Annotated in this window: 13 protein-coding genes; 8 read left to right on the top strand and 5 right to left on the bottom strand. The window is 72.9% G+C overall.

All coding sequences use genetic code 11. The annotated features are described in order from the left end of the window. Positions 1–34 precede the first annotated feature (34 nt). Positions 35–586, bottom strand: coding sequence for a MarR family transcriptional regulator (locus CGL27_RS26330; RefSeq protein ID WP_078647559.1), 552 nt, complete (start codon positions 584–586; stop codon positions 35–37). 160 nt (positions 587–746) lie between these two features. Between CGL27_RS26330 and CGL27_RS26325 the strand changes: the two genes are divergently transcribed. Then, positions 747–2,060 carry an MFS transporter gene (locus CGL27_RS26325; RefSeq protein WP_119990448.1) on the top strand — a complete coding sequence of 438 codons (1,314 nt, stop codon included), beginning with the start codon at positions 747–749 and terminating at the stop codon, positions 2,058–2,060. A 130-nt stretch (positions 2,061–2,190) separates the two neighbouring features. Here CGL27_RS26325 and CGL27_RS26320 read toward each other — a convergent pair whose 3' ends face one another. Both CGL27_RS26320 and CGL27_RS26315 read right to left on the bottom strand, forming a co-directional pair. Continuing rightward, positions 2,191–4,146, bottom strand: coding sequence for an ATP-binding SpoIIE family protein phosphatase (locus CGL27_RS26320; RefSeq protein WP_119990446.1), 1,956 nt, complete (start codon positions 4,144–4,146; stop codon positions 2,191–2,193). A gap of 235 nt (positions 4,147–4,381) precedes the next feature. Further along, positions 4,382–5,737 (bottom strand): NAD(P)/FAD-dependent oxidoreductase, encoded by a 1,356-nt coding sequence (locus CGL27_RS26315; protein WP_119990444.1) that lies wholly within the window; start codon positions 5,735–5,737, stop codon positions 4,382–4,384. A gap of 320 nt (positions 5,738–6,057) precedes the next feature. Between CGL27_RS26315 and CGL27_RS26310 the strand changes: the two genes are divergently transcribed. Next, positions 6,058–6,783 carry a TetR/AcrR family transcriptional regulator gene (locus CGL27_RS26310; RefSeq protein WP_119990442.1) on the top strand — a complete coding sequence of 242 codons (726 nt, stop codon included), beginning with the start codon at positions 6,058–6,060 and terminating at the stop codon, positions 6,781–6,783. 395 nt (positions 6,784–7,178) lie between these two features. On the opposite strand, the gene CGL27_RS26305 is transcribed toward CGL27_RS26310, so the two are convergent. Continuing rightward, complete coding sequence (locus CGL27_RS26305; RefSeq protein WP_119990440.1) at positions 7,179–11,180, bottom strand: BTAD domain-containing putative transcriptional regulator; 4,002 nt, start codon at positions 11,178–11,180, stop codon at positions 7,179–7,181. A gap of 285 nt (positions 11,181–11,465) precedes the next feature. Further along, on the bottom strand, positions 11,466–13,553 hold the full coding sequence (locus tag CGL27_RS26300) for an asparagine synthase-related protein (protein ID WP_119990438.1): 2,088 nt from the start codon (positions 13,551–13,553) through the stop codon (positions 11,466–11,468). A gap of 946 nt (positions 13,554–14,499) precedes the next feature. On the opposite strand from CGL27_RS26300, the gene CGL27_RS26295 reads away from it, so the two are divergent. The 6 genes from CGL27_RS26295 (at position 14,500) to CGL27_RS26270 (ending at position 22,005) form a co-directional block, all read left to right on the top strand. Continuing rightward, complete coding sequence (locus tag CGL27_RS26295; protein WP_119990436.1) at positions 14,500–15,963, top strand: MFS transporter; 1,464 nt, start codon at positions 14,500–14,502, stop codon at positions 15,961–15,963. A gap of 279 nt (positions 15,964–16,242) precedes the next feature. Continuing rightward, on the top strand, positions 16,243–17,457 hold the full coding sequence (lhgO, locus tag CGL27_RS26290; RefSeq protein WP_119990434.1) for an L-2-hydroxyglutarate oxidase: 1,215 nt from the start codon (positions 16,243–16,245) through the stop codon (positions 17,455–17,457). Positions 17,458–17,874: 417 nt separating this feature from the next. Next, positions 17,875–18,615, top strand: coding sequence for a tRNA (guanosine(46)-N7)-methyltransferase TrmB (gene trmB, locus CGL27_RS26285; RefSeq protein WP_240451008.1), 741 nt, complete (start codon positions 17,875–17,877; stop codon positions 18,613–18,615). A 414-nt stretch (positions 18,616–19,029) separates the two neighbouring features. Further along, complete coding sequence (locus tag CGL27_RS26280) at positions 19,030–20,523, top strand: PrsW family intramembrane metalloprotease (protein WP_119994558.1); 1,494 nt, start codon at positions 19,030–19,032, stop codon at positions 20,521–20,523. A 65-nt stretch (positions 20,524–20,588) separates the two neighbouring features. Next, positions 20,589–21,170: a SigE family RNA polymerase sigma factor gene (locus CGL27_RS26275; RefSeq protein WP_119990430.1), complete on the top strand. Its 582-nt coding sequence runs from the start codon at positions 20,589–20,591 to the stop codon at positions 21,168–21,170. Beyond that, a complete protein-coding gene (locus CGL27_RS26270) occupies positions 21,163–22,005 on the top strand; it encodes a hypothetical protein (RefSeq protein ID WP_119990429.1) in 843 nt (280 codons plus the stop codon). Before CGL27_RS26275 ends, CGL27_RS26270 begins: the two co-directional genes overlap by 8 nt. Positions 22,006–22,023 lie beyond the last annotated feature (18 nt).

Raw genomic sequence — 22,023 nt, 5'->3', positions numbered from 1 at the left:
CGGATCCGTGTCAACACGGCCTACGCCGAATGCCTCAGTCGAGGTTGCTCAGGCGCCCCTCGGCATCGGGCTGTGCCTCCTCCACCCGGCGCAGCACGCGGGTGAGCATCGCGCCGAGGGCTCCACGCTCCTCACTGGAGAGGTCCTGGAGAAGGTCCTCCTCGAAGATCGTGGCCTGACGCATCGCCTCCAGCCACTTCTCCCGGCCGTCGGGGGTCAGCTCGACGATGACGCGGACCCGGTTGTCGGCATCACGCTCACGGGTGACCAGACCTTCATTGACCATGCGGTCGATGCGGTGGGTCATCGCGGCAGGAGTGAGGCCGAGCCGCTTGGCCAGGTCTCCGGGGCCCAGGCGGTAGGGAGCCCCGGACAGGACGAGCGCCTTGAGGACCTCCCACTCGGAGTTGCTGATCCCCAGCCTGGCCGACTGGCGGCCGTAGGCGACGTGCATGCGCCGGGTGAGCCGGCTGAGCGCGCTGACGACCTGCTCCACCTGGGGGTCCAGGTCCTGGAACTCGCGCTGATAGGCCGCGATCTGCTCCTCGAGGCTCAGCAGGTCGTCCGCATCGGGGGTCTCCGCCATGGTGAACAGCATGACACGAAAGTCATTGGCGCTGAAGTCCTTCACTCTGTACTCTTAACGATTGAAGTTTAGGTTCGAAGTCTTCAGATGTCGATCCTCCGGGCTGACCCGCAGGTCAGGCCCGTTCTCTCTTGACCCTTCTCGACCTAGGTAGGTGAGTGTGACCACCGCGATGGGCGCAGCGCTGCGCCGTATCCAGCTGGGCAACGCGCTGAGCGCGTTCGGCAACGGCTTCACGGTCCCGTTCCTCTTCGTCTATGTGGCGCAGGTGCGGGATCTCGGTTCGAACACCGCGGGCGTGGTGCTCGCGACGTTCGCCGTGGCCGCGCTTGCCGTGCTGCCCTTCATCGGTCGGGTGATCGACCGGCGAGGGCCGCTGTCCGTTGCCGTCGCGGGCGCGGTCGCCGCCGCTGTCGGATCGATGGGGCTCGGGCTGGCGGCGAACGAGCCGCTGGTCATCGCCGCGGCCGGAGTGCTGGGCGCGGGCATCGCGGCCATACAGCCCGCGCTGGCCACGCTGATCGTCTGGTGCTCGACGCCGATCACCCGGTCGCGGGCCTTCGCCACCCAGTTCTTCCTCGGCAATCTGGGCCTCGGCGTCGGTGGGCTGCTCGGCGGGCTGCTGGTGGACACCTCCGCGGCCTCGAGCTTTGTGCGGCTCTTCGCGATCGACGCGGTGATGTTCCTGGTGCTCGGCGCCGCGGTCGCGACCGTAAGGCTGGCGAAGACACCGGTGTTCGACGACCCGGTGCCGACCGCCGATGAGCACCTCGGCGGCACCGGCGGCGGCTGGCGTTCGCTGCTCGGCGATCGGGCCATGGTGCAGCTCTGTGTGCTGGGCTTCGTGATGTTCTTCGCCTGCTACGGCCAGTTCGAGTCCGGGCTGTCGGCGTTCGCGGTGGATGTCGCCCGCATATCGCCGTCGATGCTGGGCATCGCTCTGGCCGCGAACACGGCGGCGATCGTGCTGGCGCAGTTCGTCGTGCTCAAGCTGGTCGAGCGGCGGCGGCGCAGCCGGGTGATCGCGCTGGTCGGGCTGGTCTGGACGGTGGCGTGGTGCGTCGCCGGATCCGCCGGGCTGGTGCCCGGGAGCCAGGCCGTCGGCATCACGGCGATCGTCTCGGCGTACGCGCTGTTCGGGCTCGGTGAGGCGATGCTGTCGCCGACCGTCGCGCCGTTGGTCGCCGATCTGGCGCCGTCGTCGGCACTCGGTCAGTACAACTCGGCGTTTGCGCTGGTCAAGCAGCTGGCCCTAGCGGTGGGTCCGGCGGTCGGCGGGCTGATGGCCGGTGCCGGGCTTTACGGGACGTACATCGTGACGCTGATCGTCTGCTCGCTCGGCATCACCGCCCTCGCGCTGAGGCTCGGCAAGTGGCTCACGGCCGAGCAGGACAATCCGCTGCGGGCGGTCGCCGGTGCCGCGGTGCCCGCGCCGCGGGCGGCCGCCTCGGACGAGGTGACCACCGCGGCCTGACCCACCGGCCATTCCGCCATCGCCCTGGCGCGGCGAAGGAGCCAGTCGGCTCCGCCGTGCCAGGGCGATGTGTTTGTTCGGGGTCAGCGCTGCCCTCGTCGGGCCAGTACCGCCGGGACGCTCCGTGGAGCTAGCCCGTCGGCAGGGCGAATTCGCACCACACCGCTTTGCCGCCGCCCGGTGTGCGGCGTGAGCCCCAGGAGGAGGCGATGGTCGCGACGATCGAGATGCCGCGTCCGGCCTCGTCCACCGGTTCGGCCCGGCGGCGGCGCGGCAGATGCTCATCGCCGTCCGTCACCTCGATGATCAGGCGTCGGTCGGTACGACGCAGCCGCAGTCGCATGGGCGGTGTGCCGTGCTGGAGGGAGTTGGCGACGAGCTCGCTGGCGGCGAGCACGCCCAGATCGCGCAGTTCCATGGGGAAGCGCCAGCTGGCGAGAACCCCGGAGGCGAAGGCCCGGGCGCGCGGTGCGGCTTCCACCCCGCCGAGGAGCTCCAGCGCGGCGTTGTGGAAGAGCTCGGCGTCATGCCCCGTACGGGCGGGGTGCTGGAGGACCAGCACCGCCACATCGTCGTCGTGCTCCGCGGTGATGCCCAGGGCCCTGATGAGGCGGTCGCACATCACCTGGGGCGAGCCGGTCGCGCCCGCGAAGACGCGCTCGAGCGCGGCCACACCGTCGTAGATGTCCTTGTCCCGCCGCTCCACCAGGCCGTCGGTGTAGAGGACCGCGCTGGCGCCGGGGCCGAGCGGGACCGAGCCGGTGGTGTGGAGCCAGCCGCCGGTGCCGAGCGGGGGCCCGGTGGGCTCGGAGGCGCGGCGCACGGTGCCGTCCGGGTCGCGGACCAGGATCGGCAGATGGCCCGCGGAGGCGTAGACGAGGCGGTTCTCGTTGGGGTCGTGGACGGCGTAGACGCAGGTGGCGATCTGGTGGGGGTCGATCTCGGCGGCCAGGCCGTCGAGGAGCTGCAGGACCTCGTGCGGCGGAAGGTCGAGCCGGGCGTAGGCCCGGACGGCGGTGCGCAGCTGGCCCATGACGGCGGCGGCCCGCACACCGCGGCCCATGACGTCGCCGATGACGAGGGCGGTGCGGCCGGCGCCCAGGGTGATGACGTCGTACCAGTCGCCGCCCACCGCCGCGTCCGTGCCGCCGGGCTGGTAGGTGGCGGCGACCCGCAGATCGTCGGGCTGCTCCAGTTCCTGGGGGAGGAGGCTGCGCTGGAGGGTGACGGCGGCCTCGCGCTGGAGGCGCTCGCCGGCGCGCAGCCGCTCCGCGGATTCGACCTGGTCGGTGACGTCGGCGCCGAAGACGAGCACGCCGCGGACGGGCTCGGTGACCGTGCCGGTGGCGGTAGCGGTGGCGACGGCCTCGGTGGCAACCGCCTCCGGCATGACGTCCTTACGGAGGGCGGCTTCCCGGATCGATCCGTCCATCGGCGATCCATCCACCGGGGATCCGTCGACGGTCCCCTCCCCCGCCCGCTCGTCCGCCGGCTGCGCGGGGGCGACGACCCTGGGCGCGGCCATCTCGATCGGGGAGCAGGTGAAGGTGTAGTAGCCGTGGCGCGATCGGCCGGGGCCGGGAGTCGCGCCCTCCTGTCGCGGCCCGGGCGTGGTCGCCTGGCCGCCCGCGGGCACGCGCCGGGACTTGACCGTACGGGGCTTGCCGCTGCGCAGGACCTGGTCCATGAGCGGCAGCAGCCCCAGCTCCGTCAGCTCGGGCAGGGCCTGGCGGGCAGGCGTGCCGGGGGCCCGGGAGCCGAAGAGCTCGACATAGGTGTCGTTGAGGTAGGCGATGCGGTGCTCGGGGCCGTAGACCACCGCGACCAGCGCCGGCACCTGGCCGAGGAGGTCATGGACGGACAGCCCGTCGAGGGTCGGGACGGCGTCGGGCGGCGCGGCGTCGGAAGGGGCGGCAGCGGGAGGCTCGCCGCGCCCCGAGGGGTCGGCGCGCTCGCCCCGGGCCGTCGGGACGGAGCCGCCGCCCGCGGTGGCCGCGGGCTTCGGCCGCCGCGCACCGCGGTCTGCCCGGGCGGCGTTGCGTCGCTGGGTTCGGGGGAGCCGGGCGCTCCAGCGCGTGAAGTTCACTGCGGATTACCTCGTGGGGTGGTGGCTGAGCTGCGCGCCGGAGCGGGATCGGGGAGAGGGGTGCGGGTGCGGGGGACGGCCCCCAGGGGAATGCAGCAAACTTCCGAATCCTCGCGATTGTCACTCTTTGCAGATACGAGCCCACCCATGGTCACACGACCAGTGTGGCCGACCGGACTGACATCCGTGAGACGCCGATCGTGGGAGGGGAGTTCCCGGCTCCGCCCCGATCGGCTCAACTGGACTCGGGATGGCGACCGGTGTCCGCGGCGAGTTTGAACTCGGCGCGCGGGTTCTCCAGCGAGCCCAGCGAGACGATCTCGCGTTTGAACAGCCCCGACAGGATCCACTCGGCCAGCACGCGCGCCTTACGGTTGAACGTCGGCACCCGGCTGAGGTGGTACGCACGGTGCATGAACCAGGCAGGGTAGCCCTTCAACTTGCGCCCGTAGATATGGGCGACGCCTCTGTGGAGCCCCAGGGAGGCCACGGAGCCCGCGTACTTGTGCGCGTAGTCGGTGAGCGGCCGGCCGGCGAGCGAGCCGGCCACGTTCTCGGCGAGGACCTTGGACTGGCGGACGGCGTGCTGTGCGTTGGGGGCGCACTCCGCACCGGGCCGGTCGGCCGTCAGATCGGGGACCGACGCGGCGTCCCCGGCCGACCAGGCGTGCTCCACGCCCTCCACCTGGAGCGCCGCGGTGCATTTGAGTCGGCCGCGCTCGTTCAGCGGCAGATCGGTGGCGGCGAGGATCGGGTGCGGTTTGACGCCCGCGGTCCACACGAGCGTGCGGGTGGGGAAGCGCGAGCCGTCACTCAGTACGGCGATCCGGTCGGCGCAGGAGTCCAGGCGGGTCTCCAGCCGCACGTCGATATTGCGGCCGCGCAACTCCCGGACGGCGTACTTGCCCATTTCCTCGCCGACCTCCGGGAGGATCCGGTTGGTGGCCTCGACGAGGATCCACTTCAGATCCTCGGGGGCGATGTTGTGGTAGTAGCGGACGGCGTACCGGGCCATGTCCTCCAGCTCGCCGAGCGCCTCGACGCCCGCGTATCCGCCGCCGACGAAGACGAAGGTCAGCGCCGCGTCGCGGACCTCGGGGTCCCGGGTCGAGGAGGCGATGTCCAGCTGTCCGAGGACATGGTTGCGCAGGCCGATGGCCTCCTCGACGGTCTTGAAGCCGATGCCGAACTCGGCGAGGCCGGGGACCGGGAGGGCGCGGGAGACGGATCCGGGGGCGAGCACCAGCTCGTCGTAGTGGATGTCGACCGTGCCGGTGCGCTCTTCCTCCGTGGCGAGGGTTCTCACGGTCGCGGTGCGTTTGCCGTGGTGGATCGCGGTGGCCTCGCCGATGATGACCGTGCAGTCGGGCAGGACCCGCCGCAACGGCACGACGACATGGCGCGGTGAGATCGATCCGGCCGCCGCCTCGGGCAGGAAAGGCTGATAGGTCATATACGGCTCTGGGTCGACCACGATGACCTGCACGCCGCCGTGTCTCAGCTCTCGCTTCAGCTTTCGCTGGAGGCGCAGCGCGGCGTACATCCCGACGTAGCCACCACCGACAACGAGAATGCGCACGGGTTCCTTCACCCTCCCATGAGGCACGCGCGACCGCGGTTTGTCCACAGCCCCGACGAATTGTGTGACCGGACGGCTTGGCTCGCCCCGCGGCGCGGAATCGGTTACACGTACGAAATGTCCGCAGGTCAGCCCCTCGAAGTCCGGTGACGGTCGGGGGGCGAGTCAGAAAAAGGCGGTCCTCTGCTCTGATCGGGGGCGTTCTGTCCCGAGCTACCCTCTTCTTTCTTGACCTGGGCTCAACTATGTTCGTACTTCGTCGGGGTTGTGACTGCCTCGACAGTCTGGGCGGGGAGTCTCCGGGGGGAGACGTCATTACCGGGGGATCACTTATGCACCTTCAGGGTTCGTCATGGTCCGCAGCCGTCGCATCGTCAGACGGAAACGGCGGACGGAACACACCGTTGCGCGTGGACGCGCAGCGCAATCTGGAGCACGTCCTGCGGGCGGCGCGCGAAGTCTTCGGTGAGCTCGGATACGGGGCTCCGATGGAAGACGTGGCGCGCCGGGCGCGAGTCGGGGTGGGCACCGTCTATCGGCGCTTCCCCAGCAAGGACGTGCTGGTGCGCCGCATAGCCGAGGAGGAGACGGCAAGGCTGACCGATCAGGCGCGGGCGGCGCTGGGGCAGGAGAACGAGCCGTGGTCCGCGCTGGCCCGGTTCCTGCGCACCTCGGTGGCGTCCGGCGCAGGCCGGTTGCTGCCGCCGCAAGTGCTGCGGGTCGGGGTCGATGCGGAGGCCGAGATCCGGCTGCCGCAGCAGCGGCAGGCGGCGTTAGCCGCACCCGGTCAGCCGGAGCTCCGGCTGGTCGAGCGGCCGACCGCACCTGAGGACGAGCCGGACGACTCGGGCGCCGCGGCGCTGCTGGAGGTCGTCGGGCAACTGGTGGAGCGGGCACGGGCCGCGGGCGAGCTGCGCCCGGATGTGGCGGTCGCCGACGTACTGCTGGTGATCGCCACGGCAGCGCCCTCGCTGCCGGACGCGGCGCAGCAGGCGGCGGCGTCGGCCCGGCTGCTGGACATCCTGCTGGACGGGCTGCGGTCGCGCCCCGTGGGGTGACGCCGTCGGCCCTGGAGCGATATCCACGCCCGGCGGGGTGACATCGGCGACGTCCGAGGAGCCGTGCCGGGCGGGGGTGCTTGCCGGCGGGACCGTCCGCGACGGGGTTCGGCGATACGTCGGCCCGGTGGGCGGGGCCCGCAGGTGCTCGCGTTCGTGCGCCGGGGCGGTCGGGGGTGCGTTGCGCCTCCTCCGTACGAGTGACCACACACGACTGTGGGCCGGGGCGCTGCGCATGCGCGTGCGTGCGTCCGCGTCAGCGGGCGGGCGGGCGGCGGTGCGGCTCCCCGGTCGGCCGTCTCGGCTTGGATGTCGGGCCTGGCTTGGATGTCGGGCCTGGCTTGGATGTCGGGCCTGGCTTGGTCGTCGGTTTCGGCCCGCTCGACGGCCTCGGCCTAGGCCTCTGCCTGGGCCTCTGTCTGGGCCTCTGTCTGGGCCTCTGCCTGGGCCGCGGTGGCGTCGGTGGCGTTCGCGGCATCCGTAGCGTCGAGAGAGGTCAGCACCCCGTCGAGCAGGCAGATGGCCTGCTCGGGGGTCAGGCTCGTGCTCTCGGTGCGCAGCTTCTCCACCGCGTCCTGGCCCAGCGCCTCGCTCGCGCGGGCCGCGGTCGCGCCGACGTCCCCGGCCACCAGTGGTGAGCGGGGCAGCCGACCGCGCCAGCCGTCGGCGGCGCCCAGCAACCGCACGGCGAGCCGCTCCTGTCCGCATCGCACCAGGAGCTCCGCCGCCGACTCCGCCTGATGGGCCAGCAGCAGCTCCATGGAGTTCGCCTCGAAGCCCTCGCGCAGAGTGTTCCGCAGCTTGCGCAGTCCACCGACCAGATCGCCCTCCAGGCCGGTGATACGGCCGTCCAGGCCGTTGGCCACGACCCAGAACTGCGGCGGAGGCGTGCCGCGGCCCGCACGATGCCAAGCGGCGTCGCAATACGTCCTGGCCCGCGCCACATCACCACGAAGCAGCTCGGCCTCGCTGCACACGATCTGGTTGAAGGCCCGCACGTCCTGGGTACCGCAGCGCTCCGCCTCCTCCTCGGAGCGCGCCACCAGCTTCAACGTGCCCTCCAGGTCCCTCTCGTGGAGGGCGAGATCGGCGAGGCGGGTGCAGAGGAACGGCACCTCGGTGTGGGCGCCGAGCTCCTGCGCGAGCCGCAGTGCCTTCTCGTAGGCGGCCCTCGCCTCCGCGAACCGGCCGTGGTGGGTGGCGATCTCGCCGCGCGCGCCCTCCACCTGGGCGAGCAGCCAGCGATCGCCGACGCGAGTGGTCAGCTCGCGCAGCTCGGCCAGGTCGTCGTCGACGGTCTCGATGCCGCCCGGCATGTCGATGGCGAGGTGGGTGCGGTACATCAGCGTGATGCCGAGCGCCCAGTCGTCGCCGTACGTCCGGCAGCCGGCCACGGTCTGGTCCATGAGCGGCAGCATCCCACCGGCGAAGCCCTCGATGACGAAGGCCGTGAACGGCCACAGCAGACCGGGGAAGGACGCGCTGCGGGGCCCTGGGTGGCCCGCGTAGGCGTCGCGCATGCGGATGGCCACGTCCCGGATCGCGGGGTCGCTCATATCCGGGCCGGTGCCCTGCTCCGCGAGCAGGACGAAGAACATCAGCCGCAGGTCCATACGCTGCCAGTACCGGGTGGCTTCCTCGTCGACACCGTCCTCGCCGTCCGGAACCCGGGCCGGGATGTGCGAGAACTGGTCAAGGGGATGGCTGCCGCCCGGTATCCGGTCCGCCTCGGCGTCCGTGCCATGGGGGCGGGCCAGGAGATCCAGAGCACGGCCGACCCAGGCCGCGCCCTCGTCCCGGTAGTTGCGCAGCCACCAGAACCAGGCCAAGGCGCGGATGAGCGCGATGACGGTGTCCTCGTCCGCGATGGTCAGGGAGCGGTGCAGCGCTGATCGGATGTTGTCGAGGTCGGTCTCGACGAGGAGGAGCCAGGGCAGTTGTCCGGCGGAGCGCAGGCGGGGCTCAGCGGTGCAGATGAAGTCCCTGAAGTGGGCGGTGTGACGGGCCACGGCGGCCTTATGGTCGGCACGGGCCGCCCGGTCCTCGGTGGCGCGCTTGCCGACGTACTCGTGGATCGTCTCCAGCATCCGGTAGCGGGGCTCCCCGAGCGGCGGCCCGGAGGACTCCGCCGCCACACCGTGCGATGGATGGTCGACGATCAGAAGCGACTTGTCGACCAGCGCCCCGAGCAGCTCCAGCACCTCGGCGGGCGCGATCCTGGTGTGGGGGCGCGTATGAGAGCGCATGAGGGAGCGCGTCTCGTCGTACGCGACCGTGTCGCCCGGCTCCGGTGTGCTTGCCGTCGCGTCCGTAAGGGCGCCACGGGTGTCGATGCCGTCTTCGCGGACGCCATGCTCGCCGTCTTCGCGGACGCCATGCTCGCCGTCTTCGCGGACGCCATGCTCGTCCGTGTCGACCGTAAGGACGTTCTCACCGGGCGGGCCGTCCGCGCATACCGCCTCGGCCGCGGACAGGGTCCACCCACCCGCGAAGACCGACGCACGGCGCAGCACGGTGCGCTCGCGCTCGTCGAGGAGGTCCCAGGACCACTCGACGACGGCCCGCAGGGTCTGCTGGCGGGGTAGCGCCGTACGGCTGCCGCTGGTCAGCAGGCGGAAACGGTCGTCCAGCCGGTCCTCGATCTGGCGTGGGGTCAGCAGCCGCAGCCGCGCCGCGGCCAGTTCGATCGCCAGCGGCAGACCGTCCAGGCGGCGGCAGATCTCCGCGACCGCGGCCTCCGTGTCCGGGTCCGCCACCGGGTCGAAGCCGGGCCTTACGGTGGCGGCGCGTTCGGCGAACAGCTCGTGGGCAGGGGCGGGCGCGAGCGGCTCCACCGGTCTGATGGTCTCGCCGGGCACCCCCAGCGGCTCCCTGCTGGTGGCGAGCACGGTCACACCGGGGCAGTTCGCGAGCAGAGTCTCGGTGAGCCGAGCCGCGGTGTCGATGACGTGCTCGCAGTTGTCGAGCAGGAGCAGCAGCCGCCGGTCGGCGCAGTACTCCACGAGCCGACTGGTCGGATCCCCGCCGTCCGGGCCCGTGGTGCGGCTTTCGAGCCCGGAGGCGAGCAGCATGGTCGCGCGGCGGCCGACCGCGCTCAGGACGGCGCCGGGGACGGCGGAGGGGTGGTCGAGCGGGGCGAGTTCAGCCACCCAGACGCCGTCCGGATAGCCGGCCGTCACGGTCGCCGCGGCCTCCTCGGAGAGCCGGGTCTTGCCGGAGCCGCCGGGGCCGGTGAGGGTGACCAGCCGGGCGCCGTCCAGGTCCCGGAGGATGTCGCCGATCTCGTTCTGCCGGCCGACGAAGCTGTTGAGGCGGGCCCTGAGGTTGCCGTGCGGCAGGGGCGGCACGGCGGTGCGCGAGCCCGCCTCCCGGCCGTCTTCGTCCCTGCTTCGGGTCCCGCCGCCGGTTCCTCCGCCCCCAGCCGGGCTGTCGAGCGCGCCCCTGGCCGCGCTGCCGAACGCGCCCCTGGCCGCGCTGTCGCCCCGGCCGTCGGGCATCCCCCTGGGGGCGCTGTCGCCTCGGCCGTCCAAAGCCCACCCAGTCCCGCACTCGGCCCGGGCTCCGCCCCCGCCGCTCCCCCCATGGCCGTCGGCCCTCGGCGCCACGGCCTGCGCGGTGGGCGCACCGCCGCGCGCGACGTCCGGCTCCCCGAGGGCCGGCTCGGCGTTCGTCGTCAGCAGCCGTCTGTGGAGCTCCTTCAGCTCCGCTCCCGGGTCGGTGCCGAGGCGGTCGGCGAGGGTCCGGCGGACGTCCTCGTACGCGGCGAGGGCGTCGGCGGAGTGACCGGCCGCCCGCAGCGCGCGGATCAGCTGGGCATGGAACGTTTCGTCGAGCGGAAGGTCCGCGACGAGCTGGCGCAGCTCCGGTATGACGTCCGTGGGGCGGTCGAGCGCGAGGTCGGCGTCGATCCGGCGGTGCAGCGCGGTCAGCCGGAGCGCCTCGGGGCGGGCGGCGGGCGCGTCCCGGTCCGGCAGGTCGGCGAGGGCCGGGCCGCGCCACAGGGCGAGCGCCTTACGGAGGGTGGCGGCGGCCGTCTCGGGGTCGTCGGCGTCCAGGGCGCGTATGCCCTCGTTTGTCAGCCGCTCGAAGCGCAGCAGGTCGACGTCGTCCTGGGGCGTGGTGGTCGCGAGGCGGTAGCCGCCGGGTGAGGAGATGACGGCGTCCCTGCCGATGGTCCGGCGCAGCCGGCCGACGAGCGCCTGGAGCGCGGCGGGCGCGTCATGCGGAGGGTCGTCGGCCCACACCTCGTCGATCAGGACGTCGACGGAGACCGGGGCGGAGCGTGCGGCCCGTACGGCGAGCGCCGCGAGCAGCGCGCGGATCCGGGGGCCGCCGAGGGGGAGCGGGTCGCCGTGGTCGTCGCGCGCTTCGGTGGTGCCGAGGATCAGATACCGCACAGGGGCCACTCTCCTAGCTTGCCGGTTGCCGCTGGGGAGCTCGTGCGGCGCGGCCCCTTCGTCTCGTCCGCCATAAGGACCCGTCCGCCATCAGGACTCGCCCGCCGTAAGGACGACTCGTCGCATAAGGCCCCTTCCTCCGTCGCCCGCCGTCGTCCGCCGTAAGGACCCCGGCGTCGTGCGCGGGGGCCCGGCCCCGGCTCCCGAGCGGCAGGGGCGATGCCCGCGGGGCACCCGGGGCGAGGTGTCACAAGGCGGCCTCGTGTCGCCTCGGTGCGGAAGCTGTCACAGGCTCGGGCGCGGCACCACTCCGCCTGCCACGGCCCGCTGCCGTGGCGCCGCCGTACCCGTCCAGCAGGTGCCCCGGCGGGCCAGCAGGCGCCGCAGCCAGACTTCGGTGGAGACGAGTTCGGCCAGGCCGTCCAGGGGCAGCCGCTCCCCCTGTGCGGCGGCGCGCAGAGCCTTACGGATGACGCGGGCCTCGATCAGGCCCGCGTCCGCCAGCAGTGGGGCGTCGAAGAGGGTCATCAACTCGCCCGTCCAGGTGCGCATGCCGGTCCGTACGGCGGCGGTGTGGGCGGCGTGGGAGGTGGCTCCCCAACCGGGAGGAAGCTCCCGGATGCCCGCTCCGGCGAGGACCGTCCGCAGCACCGCGGCGCGCGCCCCCGGTTGCACCCGAAGCGCTTCGGGGAGCGCGCGGCAGGCCCGTACGACCTGGTTGTCGAGGAAGGGCGCGTGCAGGCGCTGGCTGCGGATCTCGGCGGCCTGCTCGAAGACGCGGTGGTCCGCGGCGTAGCGGGCGAGGGCGGCGTCGGCGCGGCGCTCCCCGGGGCGGCGCACCAGCACGGGGCGCATGGCCGCCTCCTCCAGCCGGACGGACACCTCGGCGAGCGTCTCCCCGGTGAGCCAGCGGGCGGCGGGCCCCGGGCGGCACCACGTCAGGGCGGCGAGGGAGGCCGATACGGCGCCGGGGTCGCGTACCGCCTGGTCGTCGGCGAAGCGGCGCTCCAGGAGGCGCACCGCGGCCTCTTGGACGCCGTCGCGATAGGAGGTGCGGGCCAGCCGCCGTGCGGCCCGGTAGACCGTGAAGGGCACGAAGAAGGACTGCGCGGAGGGGCCGTCGGCCTTCGCGAGCGCGGTGGCGGGGCGCAGCAGATGGCGTCTGCGCCGGTCGAGCAGCAGGTCGGCGAGGCGTGCGGGGTGGGCGTCGAGCACCTGGCGGGCGCCGTGCCCGACGAAGTGGTCCGCGCTGCCCGCGGCGAGCCGGCGCCGGTGGCGCTCGGCGATGACGAGGGAGGGGCCGGGCTCATCGGTAAGGGCGCCGGTGTCGAGGCCCGCGTACGGCAGGGCTTCCTCGCCCGCGGCGACGACCACATGGTGCAGCCGAGGATTGGCGGCGATGGCGCCGGCCCGTTCGAGCTCGGCCTCGCGGGTGCGGGCGCCGCCCGCCGTGGCGAGGTCGTTGAAGGTGACGGCCAGGAGCCGCTCGCCCGCCTCGGTGCCATGTCCGAAGAGGGTGCCGGGCATTCCGGGGAGCCCGGCGGCGAGCAGGGCGAGGGTGGCGGAGGCGCTGCCTCCGGACAGATCGGCGCCGATGCCGGGGGCCGGGGCGCCGCGGGCCGCCCGCCGCTCGGCGGGCCCCATGCCGGGCACCGGGCCGGGGTCGAGGTCATCGGTCTCGGGGGCGTGGCGCGGGGCGGTGAGCCGGGCCCGTACGGCCTCCACGAGGGCGTCCTGGACCGCGTCCACGGCCGTGCCCTGGTCAAGTGGGGGCGCGGCGACGGCGAGGGACGCGGTGGGCTCGTAGCCGGTGACGTCGCGGGCGCCGTCGCGCAGGATCAGCGCATGGCCCGGGGGCACGCGTCTGACGCCCATGTAGGGCGTGCCGCCGCCCATGGCCTCCGGGGAGTCGGGGCAGGCGAGCAGCGCGCCGAGGTGGCCGACGTCGAGCTGCGCCTCGATGAGGTCGGCGAGCGGGAGCGCGGCCGTGGCGTAGGCGGTGCCGCCGGCCCAGTCGGTGTGGAAGACGGGCCGGGCGCCCGCGAGGTCGCCGACGATGGTGATGCGGCGGCCGACCTGGGCGACGGCGGTGTAGCTGCCGGACCAGGCGGTCAGATGGCGCAGGGCGCCGCCGCGGGCGGCGAACAGCCCCACCCGCAGCTCCTCATCGGTGGCGCCGCAGCAGCCGAAGACGGCGAGGCGGGTGAAGGGATCGGTCTGGACGACGCGCACCTCATCGGGCCGCCAGTCGCCGACCGCCCACAGTGGATCGGGGTCGGACCACAGGAGTTGGGCGCCGACCGGTTGGATCGCACGGCCCTCCGGGGGGACCGGGCCGGATGCGGTACTGCTCCACCCCACCAACCACCGCATCGCCGCCTCCACAGGCTGTGGGCATCCAGGGCAACCAAGAAGTAGGTGCCATCATGCACAGCATGTTGACGGTTTCGGCATCGAACCGGACAACAACATGGATCTCCTGGATGTCCTGTGACCACAGATGACCGCAGAAATCGCAGAGTTGATCCCAGTAGGTGATGCCCCGCTGGGAGGCATCCGTAAGGAGCCCACGAGGGAACCACCGCCGGTAGCGACCCACCGTTCCGCCGTGGCCCATGCTGCCACGACTGGGGCGCGCAAGAGCGCAAGGGCATGGACGCGTATGCGGAGCGGCGCACAAGGGGCGCACGAAGGGGCGCACGGAAAATGCGCCAACCCGCAGACCAGGAGAGGGACTTACCGTCCGCGCCGCGGCGTCCGCCGCGCACCGGGGCATCCGCGGCATGTGATACGTGGCGCACCGCTCTGGGCCGAATCCGTGCGCGATCCGAGCGGATGAGGGCTTCCCGCGTCGGGCCTCCCCCTCCCCGGCCCGACGCGGGAGCCCGGCCGTGAGGGGCGTTATTCAGCCAAGTTGCCGTGGCGCTCTCGATGGTCTTGCGGACGCCCTGTACGTACTCGACTTCCGCCTCTCGCGCCCCCGACACGACAGTCCGGGAGGCGGCATTCGCCTCCCGGACCGTTCCGCCACCCGCGGGGAATGAGGCGGCGGCGTCCCCCAGCCCACTGGATCCAGTACAGCGGGCCGACCCACGCAGGACCCATCGAAACGTCCCCGCCGCGACTGAGACAGAGCGCACACACGGGCGCACAGCCACACACACCGGGAGCACACGTCACGCCCCGCACGCCCGTTCGTACAAGAATCTCGCCATCCGGGACACCACCTCTTAACGGTCGGGATGCGGCGAACTACGCTGGGTTTACGAATGCCCCGCGCTTATGCAGGGGCGGCCGTCGGTGCTGTCGAGGGGTGCGCATGTCCAGGGAGCCACGCGGGCCGAACGAAAAGCTCGGCACCGTTCTCGCCCTCGCTGGGATCAGCAATGCCGGGCTCGCGCGCAGAGTCAACGACCTCGGCGCCCAGCGTGGCCTGACACTTCGCTACGACAAGACGTCCGTCGCGCGCTGGGTGTCCAAGGGCATGGTCCCCCAGGGCGCCGCGCCACACCTCATTGCGGCTGCGATCGGCAGCAAACTCGGCCGTCCCGTACCCCTGCACGAAATCGGCCTGGCCGATGCCGATCCGGCCCCCGAGGTCGGTCTCGCCTTCCCGCGCGACATCGGCCAGGCCGTCCGCTCCGCGACCGAGCTCTACCGGCTGGATCTCGCGGGTCGGCGCGGCGGGGTGGGCATCTGGCAGAGCCTGGCCGGATCTTTCTCAGTAAGCGCGTACGCCACCCCGGCCTCACGCTGGCTCATATCTCCGGCCGACAGCTCGGTGGCCCGCGAACCCAAGGACGCCGAGGACGGGACCGCCGCCGCGAGCACCACGGGCGGGGCGGCGCCGGACGCCTTACCGCTGCAGCGCGTCGGCCACAGCGACGTCACCAAGCTGCGCGAGGCCGCCGAGGACGCCCGCCGCTGGGACTCCAAGTACGGCGGCGGCGACTGGCGTTCGTCCATGGTTCCCGAGTGCCTCCGGGTGGACGCGGCGCCCCTGCTGCTCGGCTCGTACAGCGACGAGGTCGGCCGCTCCCTCTTCGGCGCCACCGCCGAACTGACCAGGCTTGCCGGGTGGATGGCCTTCGATACCGGCCAACAGGAGGCCGCTCAGCGGTACTACATCCAGGCGCTGCGCCTCGCCCGCGCCGCGGCCGACGTCCCCCTGGGCGGCTATGTGCTGGCGTCGATGAGCCTGCAGGCCACCTACCGGGGCTTCGCCGACGAGGGCGTGGACCTGGCCCAGGCCGCCCTGGAGCGCAACCGCGGCCTGGCCACCGCCCGCACCATGAGCTTCTTCCGGCTCGTGGAGGCGCGCGCCCAGGCCAAGTCCGGGGACGGGCCCGCCTGCGGGGCGGCCCTGAAATCCTCCGAGGGCTGGCTGGAGCGCTCGCGGGCGGGCGACCCCGATCCGTCCTGGCTCGACTTCTACAGCCATGAGCGGTTCGCGGCCGACGCCGCCGAGTGCTATCGCGATCTCCGGCTGCCGCGCCAGGTGCGGCGCTTCACCGAGCAGGCGCTGGCCCGGCCGACGGAGGAGTTCGTACGGTCGCACGGGCTGCGGCTCGTGGTGTCCGCCGTCGCCGAGCTGGAGTCCGGCAATCTGGACGCGGCCTGCGCGGCGGGCGCCCGCGCCGTGGAGGTCGCCAACCGGATCTCGTCCGCGCGCACCACGGAGTACGTGCGCGACCTGATGCGCCGCCTCGAGGCATACCGCGACGAGCCGCGCGTCGCCGAGCTGCGCGAGCAGGCCCGGCCGCTGCTGGCGGCCCCGGCGTGAGCGGCCCTCGGCGTGGGAGGAGACGAGACGTGGCCGGCCCGGGATGAGAGGCGTGACCGGCCCGGGATGAGTGGTGAGGCGAGAGCTGCCCGGAATGCGCGATTCAGACGTGCGTCGCCCGGAATGGGGGGCTCGCTATGAATCGATCCATATGGCCGGTGGACCTAGCCCGGACCCTAGTCATGGCATGGGTTTCGGGCCGTTGTCAGTGGTGCAGGTCATGATAGGGATCGACGGTCGGGCGACTGGACGGTGTGGCGCGTGGGGAGGTGACATGGCGTGACGGCGTTGGACTGCGATGTGCTGGTGATCGGGGGCGGGATCGTCGGCATGTCGACGGCGTATGCGATCACGCGCGCCGCGCCCGGCACCCGCGTGACCGTGCTCGAGAAGGAGGCGGGCCCGGCCCGCCACCAGACCGGGCGCAACAGCGGCGTGATCCACAGCGGTATCTACTACCGCCCGGGGTCGCTCAAGGCGCGGTTCGCGGTGCGCGGCGCCGCGGAGATGGTGAAGTTCTGCGCCGAATACGGCATTCCGCACGAGGTCACCGGCAAGCTCATCGTCGCCACGGAGCGCTCCGAGCTGCCGAGGCTCCACGGCCTCGTCCAGCGCGGCAGGGAGAACGGCATTCCGGTGCGCGAGCTGGGCCCCGCCCAGATCGCGGAGTACGAACCATGGGTGCGCGGCCTCGCCGCGATCCATGTCGGCACGACGGGCGTCTGCGACTTCGGCGCGGTGGCGGCCCGGCTGGCCCGGCTCGCCCAGGACGCGGGCGCCTCGGTGCGGTACGGGGCGCAGGTGCGCACCATCGGCCGGCGCCCCTCCGCGGTCGCGGTGCGCACGGCGGACGGCACGGTGCTGCGCGCGCGGGCCCTGGTCAACTGCGCGGGGCTGCACTGCGACCGCGTCGCCCGGCTGGCGGGCGACGACCCGGGCATGCGGATCGTGCCCTTCCGCGGTGAGTACTACGAGCTGGTCCCCTCCCGCGCCTCGCTGGTGAACGGTCTGGTGTACCCGGTGCCCGACCCGGCGTTCCCGTTCCTCGGCGTCCATCTGACCCGCGGCATCGACGGCGGCGTCCACATCGGGCCCAACGCGGTGCCGGCCCTCGCCCGCGAGGGGTACGCCTGGCGTACGGTGCGCCCGCAGGAGCTGGCCGGCACCCTGGCGTATCCGGGCTCCTGGCGGATCGCCCGCCGCCACTGGCGGTACGGGGCGGGTGAGCTGCGGCGCTCCCTGTCCAAGCGCGCCTTCACCGACGCCGTGCGCCGCCTGCTGCCCGATGTGACGGCCGACGACCTGATAGCGGCCCCGGCAGGCGTGCGGGCCCAGGCGGTGCTGCCGGACGGCACGCTGGTGGACGACTTCCTGATCTCACAGTCGCCCCGGATCGTCCATGTGCTCAACGCCCCGTCGCCCGCGGCCACGGCCTCACTGCCGATCGGCCGGGAGGTCGCCCGCCGAGTGCTGGAGACCCTGCGGACGGGGTGAGGGGCCGCTGGGGGCGAGGTACTAGCCGGGCCGGGCCCCCGCCGCCGAGATACGGGCGAGCCTCGGCGTGAGGTACGGGCCGAGCTCTCGCAGCGAGGCACGGGCCCAGCCCGCAGGCCACCCTCACCGGGGCCGCACGACCGACCTGACCGCCCAGGGCCCGGCTGCCCATGGATCCGACTGTCCATGGGCCGGCTGCCCGTCCCGCCGCCCCAACCCGCTGACCGCTGGGCGGCGGCCACCGGACCAGCCCCCGGTGCCCCGGCCCACCTGCCGCACCGGCCCCGCCTGCCGCACCGGCCCCGCCGCCCTCCCCGCCTCCGCCCGTAGAATCGAAGCACTGTGTCCGAGAACCCCACCGCCCCCGATTCCCACGTGGAGCGCGCTCTGCCCGCCCCCCGTGACCGCAGCGAGCCGATGTTCCCCGGCGGTCCCGTGGCCGATCCGGCGGGCTCACACCACGAGCGCCGCATCCGCTCCTTCCGCCCCCGCCGCGGCCGGGTGACCCCGGGCCAGGGCGAGGCACTGCGCCGCCTGTGGCCACAGTGGGGCCTGGATATCGACGGGCTGAGCCGTATCGACCTCGGTGAGCTGTTCGCCACAGAGGCAGGCCCGCGTCCCGGCCTTCCCATCGTCCTGGAGATCGGCTTCGGCATGGGTGAGGCCACCGCGCAGATGGCCGCCGCCGACCCCGGCACGGGCATCCTCGCGGCCGACGTCCACACTCCCGGCCAGGGCAATCTGCTCGCGCTCGCGGAACGGAACGGCCTGGACACCATCCGGGTCGCCAACGGCGACGCGATCATCCTGCTCCGCGAGATGCTGGACCCCGCCTCGCTCTCCGGGCTGCGGGTCTTCTTCCCCGACCCCTGGCCCAAGAAGCGGCACCACAAGCGCCGCCTCATCCAGCCCGAGTTCATCGAGCTCGCCGCCACCCGGATGAAGCCCGGTGCGCTGCTGCACTGCGCGACCGACTGGGAGCCGTACGCGGAGCAGATGCTGGAGGTCCTCTCCGCGAGCCCTGCCTTCGACAACTCCCAGCCCGACGGCGGCTATGCCCCGCGCCCGGACTTCCGGCCGCTCACCAAGTTCGAGAGCCAGGGGCTGGACAAGGGGCACCTCGTCCATGACCTGATCTTCCGCCGCAACGACACATAGCGACCCCAAGGGGATGGGCATAAACCCTGAGTCCCCCTTCCCCCTTTCGTTAGGGTCGGTCGAGTGCATCAGTCCCCGCCCCCGCAAGAGCCGCCCGAACCACCGGTCACGCCGCCGTACGGCGCTCCGTACGGAGCGCCGCACCAGGCTCCGCCTGGCGCACCGCACGAGGCTCCGCACGGAGCGCCGTACGAGGCACCCCAGGGCGGCCCGAACGCGGCACCGCAGGGCGGCCCGTACGAGGCGACGCACAGCGGCCCGTACGAGGCGACGCACGGCACACCACAGGGCACACCGCAGGGCGCAGCGCCGCACGGCACTGGCACTCCCTACGGCGCTCCTTACGGTGACCAGCACCCGTGGTTCGGCACCGGCGCCGCACCTGCGGCCTGGCCACATCCGCCCCGCCAGGGCCTGTGGGGGCCGGAGGGCCGTCTCGCCCGCGTCTGGCACAACAAGGCGCTGCGGGCCACCGCGCTCACCGGTCTGCTCTCGCTCTCCGGCCTGATCATCCTGGCGCTGGTGCGCGAACAGACGGGCACCAAGGGCTTCCTGGTGGGGCTCGGCCTCGCCGTGCTCCCCGTGCCACTGATCATCGCGGTCTTCCGGTGGCTGGACCGCGTCGACCCCAAGCCCTGGCGAAACCTTGTGTTCGCCTTCGCCTGGGGAGCGTGCGCCGCGACGCTGGTCGCGCTGATCGCCAACGGCTTCGCCACCGAGTGGCTCATGACCACCGTGGACTCCTCGTCCCCGACCGGCCAGGCCGACGCCGACGCCTGGGGCGCCACCTTCATCGCGCCGTTCGTGGAGGAGAGCGCCAAGGCTGCCGCCGTCCTGCTGCTCTTCCTCTTCCGCCGCCGCGACTTCAACGGGCTGGTCGACGGGGTCGTCGTCGCCGGAATCACCGCCACCGGTTTCGCCTTCACCGAGAACATCCTCTACCTCGGCTCGGCCTTCGTCAGCGACCAGACGCTCGGCTACTCCGGCATCCGGTCGACCACGGCCGCGACCTTCTTCATCCGCGCCGTCATGTCCCCCTTCGCGCACCCCCTCTTCACCGCGATGACGGGGGTGGGCTTCGGCATAGCCGCCGCGGCGGCGCGGCACCAGCGCGTCCGCCGCGTCCTCATACCGATCGCGATGCTGCTGACCGCGATGGTCCTGCACGGCGTCTGGAACGGTTCGGCGACCCTCGGCGGCTACGGCTTCCTCATCGTCTACGCCCTGTTCATGGTCCCGATGTTCGGGCTGCTGACCTGGCTGACGCTCTGGTCCCGCGGCAAGGAGCTGCGCACCATACGGGAGCAGCTCGCGACCTACCAGGCCGCCGGCTGGCTCACCCCGCCCGAGCCCCTCGCCCTGTCCTCGATGCGCGCCCGCGGTATCGCCCGCGACCTCGCCCGCCGCACCCATGGTGTGGCGGCCGCCCGCGCGGTCGGCGAGTACACCGCCTTCGCGACCTCGCTCGCCTTCCTCCGCCGCCGCGCGTACCGCGGCACGGCCGGCCCGGACTTCACCACCCACGAGAAGGAGTTGCTGGACCGTCTGTGGGAGCGGCGGGAGACCGCCCAGCCCGCCCTGGCCCACGCGGCGCTGTCCGTGCCGCTCCCCCGGCCTCGCCGGGCACCCCGGCCGGCCCCGGGCACGATGCCCGCACCGTTCTGGCCCACGGGGCCGTACGGCGGCGGGTACGCATACGACCACGGAACCGGCCAGGGCTACGGCTACGGCGACCCCGGGCCCGGTTACGGGTACGGCTACGGGGCCCAGCCGCAGTACGGGGCCCAGCCCACCTACGCCCCGTGGGGGACCCCTCCGCCGCACGGCCCGCAGCCGCCCGCGAACTCGGCGACGCCCCACACCTCCCCCGTCCCGTACGGACCCGGCGGACCCGAAAGTCGTCTGTAACCTCCCGCCCCTTTCGGACGTGTTCCTACATAGAAGCGGGGAGCACGTGGGGGCGCGGGGGATTCATGTCAGAACCATCATCTTCATCCACACCATCCGATTTCGACCAGTTCTATACGGCTACGGCGAAGCGGCTCGTGGCCGCGGTCTATGCGGCGACGGGCGATCTCGCCGAGGCCGAGGACGCGGTGCAGGAGGCGTATGCCCGGGCGTGGCAGCGCTGGGACCGGCTGACCGCCGAGGGCGACCCCACGCCCTGGGTCCGCACCGTCGCCCTGCGCCTCGCCGTCAGCTCCTGGCGCCGCGCCCGTAACCGCATGCGGGCCCACTTCCGCCATGGCCCGCCCCCCGATCTGCCCGATCTCGCCCCGGATCGGGTGGCGCTGATCCATGCCCTGCGCGGGCTGAAGCCCGAGCAGCGTACGGCCGTGGTCCTGCACCACCTTCTCGATCTGCCCATTGAGCAGGTGGCCCGGGAGACGGGCGTCTCCTCCGGCGCCGTGCGCACCCGGCTGAGCCGCGCCCGCAAGGCCCTCGGCTCCCATCTCGCCGACGCCGATGCCGATGCCGACGCCGTCGCCAACGCCGAGGCACCGGCGCCCCATCCGCCCACCTGCCGCCCGAAGGGGGTGCCCTCCCATGGCTGAGCTGGACGAGCGCCTGCGCGATATCGCCCGAGACGTCGAGCCCTCCATACGTCTGGCGGGTCCGGAAGCCGTGCGTGCGCGGGGTCGTCGGCGCCGCGCACGGCAGCGCACCGCGATCACCGTCGCGGCCGTCCTCGCGGTGGCCGCCGTGACCGCGGGCTCCTGGCGGCTGCTGCCGGGCGACGACTCCACCCGTACGCTCCCGGCGGCCCCGCCCGCCCCACGAACGGACCGCGTCCCGGGAGCGCAGATCCCCACGGGCGCCCTGCTTCGCCCCTCGGCGCTGCCCTTCGACGCGATGATGCGCTGGAAGACGGTCGACGCCACCATCGGCTCCGCCGACGACGGCCGGGCACCGCTGCTCGACCTCTCCCCCAGCTGCCGCCTCGACGGTCCGCCACCGCTCGCCCAGCGCACCCGGAACTACCAAAGCCGCGAGGCGGAGCAGGCGCGCCACACCATCAACGCCTATGCGAGCGAAGGTGAGGCCGCGAAGGTGTTCACCTCCCTCGAGGAGACGCTGAAGGACCACTGTGCCCGGCCCAAGTCGATGGACGCGCCGTCGTCGAGCAAGACCGCGGTCGATCAGCCGACCACCATGACCTACGGCTGGCACTCGCCGCGCGCACCGCACGACGCCCACGTCGTCCTGATGCGCTCGGGCACCCGGGTCGGGGTGCTGCAGGCCGAGGGCATCGGCAGCCCGTCCGGCGACTACACCGACGGTCCCTCCACCTACTGCGTATCGGTCGCGCTCTGGCGCCTCGATCCCACCGCCACCGCCTCCCCCGGCCCGTACCGGGACAACCCCGAGGAGGCGAAGAGGCGTTGCTGACCCGCTCCTCCCCTCCCG

The organism is Streptomyces sp. 11-1-2 (assembly GCF_003595545.1).
GTDB lineage: Bacteria > Actinomycetota > Actinomycetes > Streptomycetales > Streptomycetaceae > Streptomyces > Streptomyces hygroscopicus_B.
Note: the sequence above shows the minus strand (reverse complement) of the source record. Positions and strands in the feature narration are given on the sequence as shown.